This is a genomic window from Lactiplantibacillus paraxiangfangensis, assembly GCF_036246185.1.
In the GTDB taxonomy this organism is placed as follows: Bacteria; Bacillota; Bacilli; order Lactobacillales; family Lactobacillaceae; genus Lactiplantibacillus; species Lactiplantibacillus paraxiangfangensis.
Genome location: NZ_BTPW01000043.1, coordinates 1 through 13,438, shown reverse-complemented (window position 1 = coordinate 13,438; position 13,438 = coordinate 1). Strand labels below are relative to the sequence as shown.

General features: G+C 44.7%; 15 protein-coding genes. 8 read left to right on the top strand and 7 right to left on the bottom strand.

The features are described from left to right. Positions 1 to 160: 160 nt before the first annotated feature. On the bottom strand, positions 161 to 604 hold the full coding sequence (locus tag AAA939_RS14695; RefSeq protein ID WP_338207700.1) for a hypothetical protein: 444 nt from the start codon (positions 602 to 604) through the stop codon (positions 161 to 163). A gap of 24 nt (positions 605 to 628) precedes the next feature. Then, a complete protein-coding gene (rlmD, locus tag AAA939_RS14690; RefSeq protein ID WP_338207699.1) occupies positions 629 to 2,074 on the bottom strand; it encodes a 23S rRNA (uracil(1939)-C(5))-methyltransferase RlmD in 1,446 nt (481 codons plus the stop codon). A gap of 173 nt (positions 2,075 to 2,247) precedes the next feature. On the opposite strand from rlmD, the gene AAA939_RS14685 reads away from it, so the two are divergent. The 3 genes from AAA939_RS14685 to AAA939_RS14675 are packed head-to-tail and all read left to right on the top strand — an operon-like array spanning position 2,248 to position 4,771. Further along, the gene (locus AAA939_RS14685) at positions 2,248 to 2,886 is read left to right on the top strand and encodes an ABC transporter ATP-binding protein (RefSeq protein ID WP_420915235.1); all 639 of its coding nucleotides are present in this window, start codon (positions 2,248 to 2,250) and stop codon (positions 2,884 to 2,886) included. Then, entirely contained in the window at positions 2,883 to 3,638 is a 756-nt protein-coding gene (locus AAA939_RS14680) for an ABC transporter permease (RefSeq protein ID WP_338207697.1), read from the top strand. Before AAA939_RS14685 ends, AAA939_RS14680 begins: the two co-directional genes overlap by 4 nt. A 47-nt stretch (positions 3,639 to 3,685) precedes the next feature. Continuing rightward, positions 3,686 to 4,771, top strand: a complete 1,086-nt coding sequence (locus tag AAA939_RS14675) for a YdcF family protein (protein ID WP_338207696.1) — start codon at positions 3,686 to 3,688, stop codon at positions 4,769 to 4,771. Between the two features lie 94 nt (positions 4,772 to 4,865). Here the strand turns inward: AAA939_RS14675 and AAA939_RS14670 are convergent, their stop codons facing one another. The 5 genes from AAA939_RS14670 to AAA939_RS14650 all read right to left on the bottom strand — a co-directional run bounded on the left by AAA939_RS14670 (position 4,866) and on the right by AAA939_RS14650 (position 7,682). Continuing rightward, the gene (locus AAA939_RS14670; protein WP_338207695.1) at positions 4,866 to 5,807 is read right to left on the bottom strand and encodes a DUF4097 family beta strand repeat-containing protein; all 942 of its coding nucleotides are present in this window, start codon (positions 5,805 to 5,807) and stop codon (positions 4,866 to 4,868) included. Next, entirely contained in the window at positions 5,800 to 6,429 is a 630-nt protein-coding gene (locus AAA939_RS14665) for a DUF1700 domain-containing protein (protein WP_338207694.1), read from the bottom strand. The genes AAA939_RS14670 and AAA939_RS14665 overlap by 8 nt, the downstream gene beginning before the upstream one ends. After that, on the bottom strand, positions 6,426 to 6,749 hold the full coding sequence (locus tag AAA939_RS14660) for a PadR family transcriptional regulator (RefSeq protein ID WP_338207693.1): 324 nt from the start codon (positions 6,747 to 6,749) through the stop codon (positions 6,426 to 6,428). The genes AAA939_RS14665 and AAA939_RS14660 overlap by 4 nt, the downstream gene beginning before the upstream one ends. Positions 6,750 to 6,929: 180 nt before the next feature. Further along, positions 6,930 to 7,415 carry a MurR/RpiR family transcriptional regulator gene (locus AAA939_RS14655; RefSeq protein ID WP_338207692.1) on the bottom strand — a complete coding sequence of 162 codons (486 nt, stop codon included), beginning with the start codon at positions 7,413 to 7,415 and terminating at the stop codon, positions 6,930 to 6,932. 45 nt (positions 7,416 to 7,460) lie between these two features. Continuing rightward, entirely contained in the window at positions 7,461 to 7,682 is a 222-nt protein-coding gene (locus tag AAA939_RS14650; protein ID WP_338207691.1) for a MurR/RpiR family transcriptional regulator, read from the bottom strand. A 186-nt stretch (positions 7,683 to 7,868) separates the two neighbouring features. Between AAA939_RS14650 and AAA939_RS14645 the strand changes: the two genes are divergently transcribed. The 5 genes from AAA939_RS14645 to AAA939_RS14625 are packed head-to-tail and all read left to right on the top strand — an operon-like array spanning position 7,869 to position 13,005. Next, positions 7,869 to 9,302 (top strand): PTS transporter subunit EIIC, encoded by a 1,434-nt coding sequence (locus AAA939_RS14645; RefSeq protein WP_338207690.1) that lies wholly within the window; start codon positions 7,869 to 7,871, stop codon positions 9,300 to 9,302. Between the two features lie 24 nt (positions 9,303 to 9,326). Beyond that, positions 9,327 to 10,817, top strand: a complete 1,491-nt coding sequence (locus AAA939_RS14640) for a sulfatase (RefSeq protein WP_338207689.1) — start codon at positions 9,327 to 9,329, stop codon at positions 10,815 to 10,817. A gap of 14 nt (positions 10,818 to 10,831) precedes the next feature. Then, positions 10,832 to 11,725 (top strand): formylglycine-generating enzyme family protein, encoded by an 894-nt coding sequence (locus tag AAA939_RS14635; RefSeq protein ID WP_338207688.1) that lies wholly within the window; start codon positions 10,832 to 10,834, stop codon positions 11,723 to 11,725. A 5-nt stretch (positions 11,726 to 11,730) separates the two neighbouring features. Next, positions 11,731 to 12,222, top strand: coding sequence for a PTS sugar transporter subunit IIA (locus AAA939_RS14630; RefSeq protein ID WP_338207687.1), 492 nt, complete (start codon positions 11,731 to 11,733; stop codon positions 12,220 to 12,222). Further along, positions 12,223 to 13,005, top strand: a complete 783-nt coding sequence (locus AAA939_RS14625; RefSeq protein ID WP_338207686.1) for a sulfite exporter TauE/SafE family protein — start codon at positions 12,223 to 12,225, stop codon at positions 13,003 to 13,005. Positions 13,006 to 13,438: the final 433 nt, after the last annotated feature.

Sequence of the window (13,438 nt, the reverse complement as noted above, 5' to 3'; positions counted from 1 at the left end):
GATAAACCTATGATAATTGCTAACTTTTCTTCAGGTGTAAATCTAGTTCTAGGCATAATAAAATCCCCTTAAGCATTGATAGATGAATTATTGTTTTTCATCTGTCAACCTTAAGGGGACTATAGCAGTCTGATTTCGGAGGTGCTTTTCAGCTTGAAGCTTATTTATTAATGAATTCCGTTAAAATTCGTTGGGCGGCGCGACCGCTAAAATCATTGGTCTGTAGTCGGTCAAAAACGTCCTTCATAATATGGGTCAGCTGTTCATCGCTGAGACCTTGTGCAGATAAGGTGTTGAGCATTACCTGTAAAAGGTCGAGCGGGAGGACCGGCCGCATTTCGGGATGACTATGAAAGTACTCCGAAACGGCTTGATCATGAAGGGGCCAGTAGACTGGATTTTTAACGTCATCAAAAATGGTTTTTAACTGTGCTAAGGCTGGTGACAAAGGAATGTTCTTTGCAATCAAAGTTGTCAGGACCCCGTCACGTGCGGGGACTAAGACGTCAGCGTTGTAATCTTTCAACAGTAAAAAATGCGATTGGAACGGTGGTCGTAAGGTAAAGGTCATCGTTAATGCAATTTGACTATCAGATTCTGCCATCGCAAGGGCTTCCTTCCAAAGTAATTAGTGGCGCTTGGTGAACCGGACGACTGCTTCACACCGCGCCGTTTGTGGGAACATATCGATTGATTGAATATAATCGACTTGGTAACCACGGGTCAATTCACGCAGGTCTTGGGCTAAAGTGGACGGATTACATGAAATATAAACTAATTTTTCCGGGGCACTCTGCAAGATGGCGTCGATTAAAACGTTGTCTAACCCGGTCCGTGGTGGATCGACAACAATGGCATCCGGTGCGAAACCAGCTGCTAACCATTGTGGCAAGAGTGTTTCGGCTTCACCGACTTCGTAATGTGCATTGGTGATATTGTTGAGCTTGGCGTTTTCGTTTGCATCGGTGACTGCGGCTGGAATGGTATCCATCCCACGAACTTCTTTAGCAACGTCAGCTAAGGACAGCCCAATGGTTCCGACCCCGGAGTAAGCGTCGACTAAGGTTTCATCCGGTGCTAATGCCAAGGCTTCGCGGGCTAATTGATATAACTTTTGTGTTTGTTCTGGATTCAGTTGGAAGAATGCCCGGGCAGAGAGGTTAAAGGCTAAGCCATCGAGTTCTTCCGTAATCGTTGTTTTACCAGCTAATAACGTGGTTTGATCACCCCAGATTAGGGAAGTTTTACCCACGTTAACGTTTTGCATCACGGAAACCACCATTGGTAATTTTTCGGCAATCTTCATGAGAAGCTGATGTTTTTTGGGTAATTTTGGCGTGTTGGTAATGAAGACAAGTTGGACTTCACCAGTGACTGCCGCGGCGCGAACCACAACGGTCTTCACAATTCCTGAATTATGTTCTTCATCGTAAATCGGAACTTCTAGTTCTTCCAGCCAGGCGACAACTTGACGCATGACTTCCATGGTGACGGGCATTTGCACGGAACAAGTTGGCAGATCAACTAAGTCGTGACTGTTTTCCTTGTATAAACCAGCTGCCACGTGCCCATCGATCATCCGAACTTGGAATTGGGCCTTATTGCGGTATTCATACGGGTCAGCCATCCCAATTGTTGGCCGGACGTCGTAGTTACGGAAACCCGCTGGCTGGTATTTTTCCAAAGCCTGACGAATGAGGTCCTGTTTGAATGCCAGTTGAGCGGGGTATTCTAAGTGTTCCAATTCAAACCCGCCAACTTCACCGGCGTACGGATCGCGGGGATCAACCCGGTCAGGACTCGGTTTGCGTAAAGTTCGAAGCCGAGCTTCCAAGTACCGGGGATGAACGGCGGTGACTTCGGCAACAATAACTTCATTGGGAAGGGCACCCTTTACAAACGTGATGACGTGTTTGTAATAGCCGATTCCTTCACCGTTGATGCCGAGGCGCTTAATGGTCAACGGGAACCGCTGTCCAATTTGCACGTCAGTCTGAACCTTCTCGACGGGTCGCTGGGGGCGACGGTCACGGTTCGGCCGGTGTTGATTCTCGTAATGATTGTTTGATTTCATAGGTGTTTTTCTAACCTCGTTTTCTGTAAACTACCTTCAAGTCATTATAGCATGGTCACGGAGACTTACTAATAACGAATTAAAACGCGGTAGTTGAAAGCGGTTTATATTATCAGTTATAATGATTCTAAACTAATTGAAGGTACGGGGAGGCTTTTGTAGTGGATGCATTAATGACGTTAAATCAGGTCAATTACCAAGTTAAAGATAAGCATATTTTACATGACATTAATTGGGAGATCTCAAGGGGGGCGCAGGTTACGTTGACTGGCCCGTCTGGTAGCGGGAAGAGTACGCTACTAAGAATTATCGCGTCAATGATTTCAAAAACGAGTGGGCAATTAATTTTTGATGGTCAGCCAATTGAAAGTTATGACCCGGTTATGTATCGAAGGCAAGTTTCTTACTGTTTTCAACAGCCGACATTATTTGGTGAAACGGTGGCGGACAACCTGATGTTTCCTTACCAAATTCGCAAACAGCCGTTTGACCGTACGCACGCGGTCGAAGCACTGATTTATGTCGGTTTATCGAAACAAACGTTACAGCAGAAAGTGACGGATCTATCCGGTGGGGAGCGGCAACGGGTGGCCTTGATCCGAAATATCTTGTTTCTGCCGCAAGTCTTGTTACTGGATGAGGTCACAGCGGGTTTGGATGAGGCCAATAAGCAGATTATTCATGACTGGCTGCACCATTTGAATGCGGAACGGGGCGTTACGACCATCATGATTACCCACGATGCTGGCGAAATCGCTGAAGCCACCCAATTAATGCGCGTTGTTGACGGTCGTTTGGAGGTGGGCAAATGAATTTAACGGTAAATAATACGTCGCTATTTTTGGCGGCCATGCTAGTACTAGTCGCGCTGAGCATTAGTCTGTGGCAAAAGTTGGGGTTGGATAAGGATATTGTTATCGGTGTTATCCGGGCAGTGGTTCAATTATTTATTGTGGGGTACCTGCTGAAGTATATTTTCCGGGTCAACAACTTATGGCTGACATTAGCGATGATGGCCTTCATTATTTTTAACGCGGCTTGGAATGCGCAAAAACGGGGACCGGGGATCGGCCACGCTTTGGTTATTTCACTACTGGCCATTTTTGTTAGTACGGGCGTCACGCTGGGCGTCCTCGTCTTGTCCGGCGCCATCAAGTTTATTCCGTCCCAGATGATTCCCATTTCGGGGATGATTGCGTCGAACTCAATGGTGGCAATTGGGCTAGCCTTTCGAAGCCTCAACAGCCAATTTCATGATCAACGCCAAGGCGTTTTGGAACGTTTAGCCCTAGGTGCCAACTTATTAGACGCTTCTATCGCAATCGTCAGAGAAGCGATTCGGACCGGGATGTCCCCAACGATTGATTCTGCCAAAACGGTGGGCTTGGTTAGCTTGCCGGGGATGATGTCCGGGTTGATCTTTGCCGGGGTCGATCCGGTCCGGGCCATCAAGTACCAAATTATGGTGACGTTCATGTTACTGTCAGCGACCAGTTTAGGATCGATCATTGCTTGTTACTTGGCTTATCGTAATTTTTATAATGCGCAAAAACAGTTGAAGTAAATATGCTATTATAAAACATGAAATTTATGCTAAATGGGGGTGCTCGCGTGAGCGATGCTGCGGTATGGGTACCGATACCACCGATGTTTTATTGGGGGTGGCTGGTTCCGATGACTTGTGGGATAGTCTTTAGTTGGCGGTACCATCGCGATAAGGTTCGGTTAAGCAACGGTATTTGGTTCTCACTATTTTTCTATTCTTTTTTAACGATGCTCGCAATATCAATTTTTGGAACGAATAATCATCCGTTGATTATCGTCTGCGGGACGATTTTTGTTTTATTCTTGATGGCGTTAGGGGCCATCTTCGTGTTACAAGCGTTTCTGCTTCTATGGAATGCTTGGATTGTCTGGAAGCGTGAAAGTCACACGCTCGCCAACATGTTGACGTTATTTTTAGGCTTAGGAATCTTGATTCTGCCGTGGGTTGCCAGTACCATTGGTAATCACGTGCCGCAACCGGTGAATAGCTGGATGACGATTTTTCCTAACCTCGTAATCTTCTACGTTGCCTTTTGGTTTTATAATTACCTAACGATGTTGGTGATTTATCAGTTCAACTTTCCGCGACTACGCCAAGATTACATCATCGTTTTAGGTGCGGGGCTGTTAAATGGGGACCAGGTGTCGCCGCTGTTAGGTCAACGAATTATGCGCGGCTTAGATTTTTACAAAAAGCAGCAGGCCAAAAAGCAGCATCCGGCCATCATGATTTTTTCTGGTGGTCAGGGGGGCGACGAAACCGTTCCCGAAGGTCAAGCGATGTTAGACTATGCGATTAAACATGGGTTACCGCCTGAAAATGGTTGGGCAGAGACCCGGTCCAAGACAACGTTACAAAATATGCAGTACAGCAAAGTTTTGATAGATCAGGGGCCGGTGAAGCACCCGAAGACGATCTTCGTTACGAATAATTACCATACGTTTCGGGCGGGGATGTTTGCCAAACAGGCCGGTTTAAAAGCGGACGGCATTGGCGCCCGTACGGCTCGCTTCTTCTTGCCGGATGCCATTATTCGTGAGTATATTGCAATCTTTGTGCGGAATAAGTGGTGGCACGCACTGGCAATCGTTGGCATGTTCATTCTGTCAATTGCGATGGTCTGGCTAGATATTTACAACGGACAGTTATAAAAGCTGTTGAGATAAGATCATAACGCAAAATAGTGCTTCAGAAATCTTTTAAAAGATTTCTGAAGCACTATTTTTTTCTAGCTGAACCCTATAATCAGGCTGGCGTTACGGTGATGTCGCCGTCTTGAGTTGTTAAATGATACTGCTGGTTGGCGTCTTTATTGTGATGATAATCCGTGTTGTCCGTGACGTGGTGGCTGAAAATGTTGAGGTCGCCATCACCGCTGGTAGCGAAAACGCCGACCCGTTTGTTAGCGGAAAGGTGAATATCACCGTCTGTAGTAGTGGCAGTTAAGCGATCAACGTGGTTGCGATTCAAGTGGATATCCCCATCCTTGGCGTGAACTTTAGCGGACTTGAAGTGGGTTTGTTCAACTGTAATGTCGCCATCACGACTGTCAATGTTGGAACGGGCCGCGTTAAAGTGGCTTTGCTGAATTCGGATGTTGCCGCTATCAGCATCAGTGTCGGCCTGTAAACTCGGTGCCGTTACATCGGTTAGATTAATGGCGTCCGCTGAGAACTGGGCGTCCTTTTTGATTTGGACGTTATTCAGTAAAACCAAATTGTTACTAGTTAGCAATTTGACGTGGTCAGCCGTGATACCTTCAAGACGTACATCACCGGATTGTTGATGCGTTCCGCGAACCCAAGTGAGGGTAGTCTTAGTTGGAACCGTAATGACAGTGCGGTTGTCAAAATCACTATCACTGAAAAAGTAGCCCACTTGTTTTTGACTAGTTGGCTTAGAACTAACTGTGACGTGACCATTTTTAGTTGTCACCGTGGGGAGCTTATGACGCGACGAAACTAGAATTGAAGCGACGTTGCCGCGTTTAATCGTGACATTGTCAGCTGAATTAAGGGTGATATCAGTAATCTTATCGGGATAGTAAGTCTTTTGGCTCTTTTTGACGATTTTAAAGCCGTTGTTGCTCCAATAAATCGACTTAATTCCGTTGTTGGCAATCCCAAAAATTAACATGATAACGCCGACGACCAACATAATAACGCCGACTTTAATAGTTTTACGCATGGTGACGGCCCCCTCTCTCAGCCCGGTTTTTCTTGACGAACCGGTGGTATAAACGTTGAACTAAAGCGGAAATTCCTTGAATAATCAGGTTAATGAACCAGATGACGAGTGGGGCAATTAGTAATTCGGCCCCGATAATGGCTAAACCACTGCCTAAATAGAAGCAGCCGGCCCAGAAAGATTGTGTGATGATGCCGACCCCGCCGATAAGCATTGCAATCCCGAGAAGGGTCACCCCGAAGAGCACCCCGGCAATGCCGACGAGTAGGGCAAAAGCCACGCTGGCAACAACGACCAGTGCCACTAAGATAAATAGTAGGGCTGGAATCGTAATTGGGGTTGAAATCAAAGCTAAAATAACCCACCAAATAGCCCGAATCCCCGCTTTTGATTGTTGGGTTTTGGATAGGTTGCCTTCCAAGTCTTCATTAAAACGAATCGAATAGTCAGCTAGAACTTTGCGGGCTAACTGTTTGGGCGTGCCCAACTCAGCGACACAGTCGTCGTAATCTTGAATTTGTGCGTCTAATAAATATTCACGGTAGAATTCAACGACTTCGTCACGCTCAGAATCGTTGAGTTGGACGAGAAGGTCGTTGAATTTGGTTAAATAGTTGTTCATGCGAGTGCTCCTCCTTGGCCTTGAAGTAAGGTGTTGATGGCTTGATTATAAGTAGCCCATTCCTTTTGAATAGCGGCTAACTGCGCTTCCCCGGTTGCAGTGAGCTGATAGTAGCGGCGATTGCGACCTTGATAGGCTTGGTCATAAGTTGTGACCCAGTCATTTTTCTTTAAGCGCCGTAGTACGGGGTAAAGGGTCGATTCAGAGACGGAAATCGAAGCTTGTAGGCGTTGCGTCAGGGCGTAACCGTAGTAGTCTTGCGTTTTTAGGCAAGCTAATACGCAACCATCGAGTAACTCGGAACTGATTTGAATGGCCATCGCTATTCCTCCTGTTATATTATACGTCATATAGTATCGTTCGATTAATAGTATAGAAGATGGATCCGTTCATGTCAATTGATACTAGGAAATTGGTATGAACGGATATTTTGGGAACAATAAAGCGGCTGTGTTAAAAAGCACAGCCGCTTTAAATTGGTAGAACGTACGTCGACCACCTTAGTTTTTAGATGTTAGCCGGTAACGTGTATATAAATAGTCAATCAAAATGTGGAAAAACCCTGAGTAATAAGGATAACTATTATGTGATAAACCTTCCATCGAGTAGGTGTAGTTGGCGTGATTAGATAGCCAGTTCTCAAGGCTATTCGTAAAGGCAATAATTGGGACTTCTACCAAAATTGGAATTTTTAAGAAATCTTTGACAACCTGATTTTCACCAGATGAAGAAAAGATGATGATCAAGTCTTGATTAGAGACCGTCTCGGACACTTGCTTATTTAATTCACTACCCGTGGTGGCGGGGAGCAAAATCATGTTAATTCCTAGTTGCAGGAAGTGTTGTTGCAGATCACGGGCCTGGTATTGTTGATTTAGTCCGGTTGCAAGAACAAAGATACGGTGAGCATCGTGGATAAGCTTTAACGTGTGCTGTAAGTCTGAATCACTCAGATGGTCAATTAAAGCAGTTAGTGCTTGGCCCAACTGGTGGGCGTTAATGGCTTCATTATTCGTTGCTTGTTGTGGTTGCTAGCTAACGGAGTATTTAAAGTCAGAATAACCATGAAAACCGAGCTTTTGGGCAAATCGCAGAACGGAAGAAGTTGAGACAAAGGCCTGGTTTGCAACGTTATTGATGCTTAATGAAGGCATTTCATCCGCGTGAGTCAAAATGAATTGGGCGATTTGGCGATCAACATTTGAAAAAGCACTACTGTGTTGTTGAATTAATTCGGTTATGGTTTTAGGCATAATAAACCTCCTGACATGTTTTCAGTATAAAGGAATTCAAACACGGTGTATTTATTTTTATTGCCAAAGGCCTGGGAAAATTTCCAAGCGTTGGTTAAGGGGTTTAAATTGTTAGTAAACAGCCTATACTAATAGGCATAGATGCATCTGAAAGCGCTTAATCGAATGTTACTGGAGGAAATTTAGATGGATAACGCAACGATAGCTGATAAAATTATCGAACTTTCAGGTGGTAAGACAAATTTTATTAGCGTAGAAAACTGTATGACGCGGTTAAGAATTAAATATCGGAATCAAGACTTGGTTAAAGTTGATGACCTTAAAAGTTTACCAGGTGTCTTGGGAGTCAATATTGCGGATACGTTTCAGATCGTAGTTGGTCCCGGGAAAAGTACTAAAATTCATGAAGCAATTATTGAACGTTTAGGTGCTCAGTACGATGCTACAGCACAAGAAGATGGTGACCAGTCAAGTGCTCCCGCTGACATGGATTCTACAATTCAAGCTAACAAAGCGCAAGCACGCAGCCACACAAGTGGGCGAATGAAGTCGTTTCTAACGACCTTATCGAATATTTTTGTTCCCGTGATTCCCGCAATCATTGCTTCTGGATTCGTTCAAGGTATTAATAATATTATGACTAGTAACGCAACTAAAACAGCGTTGCGTGAAGGAATTAAAGCGAGTGGCCAATTAACCAATACGCAGGTCGTGCTGCAAAGTTGGCACCTCCTACAAATTAGTACGGTGTTTAGCATTATTGGGAGTGCGGTTTTAGGATTTTTAGCGATTTATGTCGGGGTTACTTCTGCAATCCAATTTAAGACCGATAAATTATTAGGTGGTGCCGTCGGGGCGATTACTTTATCAACAGCGTTACCAATTATCGGATTGAAGCCCGGTGAAGGGGGCCTGTTTGGGGTCATCTTGGGTGTGTGGATTTTAGCTTGGTTTATGCGACTGTTTCATAAGATTATTCCCGATGTATTGGACGTTGTTTTAACGCCAACGTTGGCCCTATTATTGACTACTATCGTTTACTTCTTAACCGTGATGCCAATCATGGGTATCTTATCAGATGGCTTGATTAAAGGGATTTTATTCTTAATTAATGAATCTGGAATCATTGGTGGATTTATTTTATCAGCCTTAGCACCGGCATTGATTTCAACTGGGTTACACCAAGGATTAACGCCAATCAACTTACAGCTGATTGCGGAACATGGCTCGACTCAAATTAATGCTTTCCAAATTATGAGTAATGCGGGTTTGGTTGGTGCTGGTCTAGCATTATGGCAGATGTCGAAGAATCAACAGGTGCGCAACGTTGCGAAAGCTGCTTTACCAGCAACTTTCTTAGCCGTAGGAGAACCAACCTTGTTTGGGTTAGTTATTCCATCTGGATTTGGGTTCATCACTGCTTCCATCGGTGCTGGCTTCGGTGGTGTGATGGTCAGTTTGCTAGGCGTCAAGTGTTCGGCGTTGGGTGCTGCTGGAATGTCAGCCATTCCATTGATTGCCGATGGTAAGTATTTACAGTACTTGATTAGTTATGCGGTTGCTTTAATCGCCGGGTTTGTTTTGACTTATGTTGTTGGAAAAATGCGTCACTATGCTTAATTAGGATCGAGAGGGAGAAGTCACATGCGAGCAATTATGATTATGTTTGATACGCTGTCAAAACGATTTTTATCAAACTATGGGAATGATTGGGTAAAGACACCCAATTTTCAGCGCTTAGCAAAAAAGTGTGTCACGTTTGATAACTATTATGGTGGAAGTTTACCTTGTATTCCGGCTCGACGGGAGCTACATACGGGAATGTATAATTTCCCGTTCCGTTCTTGGGGACCCATGGAGGTTTTTGACCAATCAGCGATTGAATTGATGAAGACGAAGGGTGTCTATAGTCATATTATTACGGACCATTCTCATTATTGGGAAGATGGTGGGGCAACCTATTTGCCACGTTACTCAAGCTGGGAAGGGTTTCGTGGCCAAGAAGGCGATCGTTGGCAACCACGTCTAAAAGCACCGGAAAATAATAATCATAATCCACTGAACAAGCAAGGAATCTCGGTGACCCAACATTTAGCTAATGGGACCACAATTCATGATGAAAGTGATATCTCAAGCGTAAAAACGATTAAGGCTGGTCTGGAATTTTTGAAGGAGAACCATGACCAAGATAACTGGTTTGTTCAAATTGAATCATTTGATCCCCACGAACCATTTTATGTTCCCGAAAAGTATCGTCAGCTCTACCAATGCATTCAGTCGAAGGATATTCCTTATTGGCCGACCTATCAGAAGTTAGTAGATGATCGATTTAAGGATGACCTGGTTGATTTAAAGAAGGAGTACGCAGCCTTAATTACAATGTGTGACCATTATCTCGGGCAATTACTAGATTACCTAGATCAGACAGATATGTGGCGAGATACCTTAGTGATTGTAAATACAGATCACGGGTTCTTATTAGGGGAACATGATTGGATTGGTAAGAATATCTCACCAGTTTATGACGAACTTGTTCACTTACCATTCTTTATTCATGATCCTAATCAACCAGAATTAGACGGACAGGTTTGTGGGCGAGTGGCCCAGACGGTCGATATTCCCGAAACACTCTTAGATTACTTTGGCATCAGTGATGAGACAACTCGTGATGGGGTCTCAATCTTGAAAATTTTAAGGAATGCAGCACAAACGTTGCCCGCAACGCCTGAACGGGATGTTTTGTTCGGTGTAAACGGCAGTTACGCCTGTTTATACGACGGCCACTACGTTTACATGCGGGCTTCCGCACATCCGGATAACGAACCGTTAGTTAACTACACGTTGGCGTTTACCAAAATGCGTGGGTTCTATAGCAATGAGCAAATGCAACAGATTGAACTTGTAAAGGGGAACCGTTTTACACACGGGATGCCAGTAGCCAAGGTACCAGTTAAAAATGAAATGGATTCCTTCGCATTAGGGAATAAGTTGTTTGATATGCAAGCTGACCCGCAACAACTGCACCCGTTGCATGATACACAATTGGAGCAACGAATGACGGCTAAATTGACGGCCATGTTGACTAAAATTGAAGCGCCAGCTGAAGAATTTGAACGGCTAGGGCTGAGTCATTAGGAGGAATGGTGAAAATGTTAAATACAATTGAAACGAGTCAGTTTATTACAATTCCCGGTGGCACCTTCGCCATGGGAACTGATGACCAGATTGGTTTTCCAGTTGATCATGAAGGGCCTGTAACGGATGTCCAGGTTAAGGGGTTTAAAATTGCACCCACTACGGTAACCGTTGCTGAATTTCAGGCTTTTGTGACGGATACTGGATATGAAACGCAGGCTGAACGGTTAGGCTGGTCTTACGTATTCTTTGGACTTTTGGATGAAGCAATCTTAGCCCAAACGACAGCAACGACTGACATGCCATGGTGGCGTGCGGTTCAGGGAGCTGATTGGTGCCATCCGGAAGGCCCTAACAGCGATATTTTGACCCGACAAGACTACCCGGTAACGCAGATTTCTTTGAATGACGCCGTGGCCTATTGCATCTGGGCAGGTGTTCGTCTACCTAGCGAATCAGAATGGGAAAAAGCGGCTCGGGGCGGTGTCTCCGGTTTGAAGTACCCGTGGGGCAATAATCTGACGGAAAATCATGCAATTCACGCCAACACTTGGCAAGGAACTTTTCCGAGTGAAAATAGCCTAGCTGATGGGTATTTAGGGACCGCCCCTGTTAAAACGTACGTACCCAATCAGTACGGGCTGTATCAAATGATCGGCAATGTTTGGGAGTGGTGTGCCAACCCACGGGCGGTGTTACTAAGCGAATTTCAACGGGTTAGTCCGCAAAATTATTGGGAACAGCTACTTGAAGAAAGTGCGCCGCATCAAACCGCAATTCGAGGTGGCTCGTTCTTGTGTCATTGTAGTTTTTGCAATCGATTCCGAGTAGGCGCCCGGAATGGTGAAATGAGCGATTCAGCTAGTTCTAATCTTGGATTTCGAGTCGTTTCGGATTTGGAGGGATAATCAAAATGAATTTTTTCGGGAAACGAATAAAAAATAGTGACACTGCGATTGTGTCACCAGTGAATGGCGAGGTCGTCCCAATCACTAAGGTGCCAGATGAAGTCTTTGCACAAAAAATGATGGGCGATGGTTTAGCGGTTATTCCGACAGACGATGTGGTGGTCGCACCAATCGATGGCAAGGTATCCTTTATCGCGGAGACCCGCCATGGAATTGGTATTACTAGCAAAACGGGATTAGAGATGGTCGTACATTTAGGAATTGATACGGTTAATTTAAAAGGTGCACCGTTTAATGTTCAAGTTAAATTAAATCAGTCAATTAAGGCTGGTCAGCCGTTGGTCATGATGGACCGTCAGGCGATTGTAGCTGCCAAGTTGGACCCAATCGTTATTATTGCAATGACAAATCTGAATGATTTAAAACAACGGATTGAGTTAACAGTTGGTTCGGCGCAAGCGGGGCAAGCTGTCGCGACTTTGAAGCCGGTGAACTAAGTGTCAGTCTATTTTACCTACGCGATCATCATTTTCTTGGCCAACGTTGTTGGGTCGATTGCGGGCATGGGTGGCGGTGTCATCATTAAACCGCTATTAGATTTAGTTGGGGCGCACCCACTAGTCCAAGTTAACTTTTTTAGCAGTGTTGCAGTCTTTACAATGGCTATCTTTTCAACTTATCGGCAAGCTAAGCAGGGGTTTAGTATTGATCGACGGTTCGCCATCATGACCTCTGCTGGGGCTGTGATTGGTGGGTGGCTAGGAAATACGACTTTCGATCAATTACACTTGTTGTTGCATAACGACGGGTTGCTTAATCAGATTCAGATTGCCTTGACGGTCTTAACGCTGATTTTTGCACTATTTTACTCGCTTTTTCCAGCTATTCACTTTAATTGGCGCAGAAACTGGCAATTGTTAATAATCGGTATTTTCCTGGGCTGGATATCAACCTTACTCGGTATCGGTGGTGGCCCCATCAACGTTGCGTTGTTGATGTTGTGCTGTTCATTTCCTATTCGGGAAGCAACGATTTATTCAATCGTCACCATCTTATTTTCACAACTAGCTAAACTAGCGGCAGTGGTGTTCACGGGGGCGGCTTTACACTTTGATTTAATGGCGTTGTGGTTTGTCATTCCGGCTGCAGCCATTGGTGGAACTGTGGGTGCGTTCTTTAGCCACACCGTGCGAACCGAACAAATCGTATTAGTTTATCGTTTTGCCATCTTTGGTGTCATTATGATTAATTTGTATAACAACTATCTATTGCTTGCCTAGTAATGACAGGACCAATAAAATTGTTAAGCTTCCGGTTGGCCGTGTCGGCACTGTTAGCTGGCGTTTTTTGCCAGGTTACAGTGCGGGGCGACTTGAAAGACTCGCCCCTTGAGGCTTTCAAGCGAGGCGGAAGACCGTCTTTTGTCTGTAGCCGACCCCATGGCCCACGGATTCTGCCGGCGAAGCGCTGAAAAATACTGGCTTTTTATTGATAAGCAGTACCCTGGCAGCAATTGAACTGGTTCTAGTACTTTCAATCTTTAGACGATTTTAAAATAAGCCACTCCTTTCCAAGTTTATAAGGAATGCTATAGTCCCCTTAAGGTTGACAGATGAAAAACAATAATTCATCTATCAATGCTTAAGGGGATTTTATTATGCCTAGAACTAGATTTACACCTGAAGAAAAGTTAGCAATTATCATAGGTTTATC

Coding starts and splice junctions, on each gene's coding strand:
- AAA939_RS14695 (WP_338207700.1), bottom strand. CDS start 604: ATGGCAGAATCTGATAGTCAAATTGCATTAACGATGACCTTTACCTTA.
- rlmD (WP_338207699.1), bottom strand. CDS start 2,074: ATGAAATCAAACAATCATTACGAGAATCAACACCGGCCGAACCGTGAC.
- AAA939_RS14685 (WP_420915235.1), top strand. CDS start 2,248: ATGACGTTAAATCAGGTCAATTACCAAGTTAAAGATAAGCATATTTTA.
- AAA939_RS14680 (WP_338207697.1), top strand. CDS start 2,883: ATGAATTTAACGGTAAATAATACGTCGCTATTTTTGGCGGCCATGCTA.
- AAA939_RS14670 (WP_338207695.1), bottom strand. CDS start 5,807: ATGCGTAAAACTATTAAAGTCGGCGTTATTATGTTGGTCGTCGGCGTT.
- AAA939_RS14665 (WP_338207694.1), bottom strand. CDS start 6,429: ATGAACAACTATTTAACCAAATTCAACGACCTTCTCGTCCAACTCAAC.
- AAA939_RS14660 (WP_338207693.1), bottom strand. CDS start 6,749: ATGGCCATTCAAATCAGTTCCGAGTTACTCGATGGTTGCGTATTAGCT.
- AAA939_RS14650 (WP_338207691.1), bottom strand. CDS start 7,682: ATGCCTAAAACCATAACCGAATTAATTCAACAACACAGTAGTGCTTTT.
- AAA939_RS14645 (WP_338207690.1), top strand. CDS start 7,869: ATGGATAACGCAACGATAGCTGATAAAATTATCGAACTTTCAGGTGGT.
- AAA939_RS14640 (WP_338207689.1), top strand. CDS start 9,327: ATGCGAGCAATTATGATTATGTTTGATACGCTGTCAAAACGATTTTTA.
- AAA939_RS14635 (WP_338207688.1), top strand. CDS start 10,832: ATGTTAAATACAATTGAAACGAGTCAGTTTATTACAATTCCCGGTGGC.
- AAA939_RS14630 (WP_338207687.1), top strand. CDS start 11,731: ATGAATTTTTTCGGGAAACGAATAAAAAATAGTGACACTGCGATTGTG.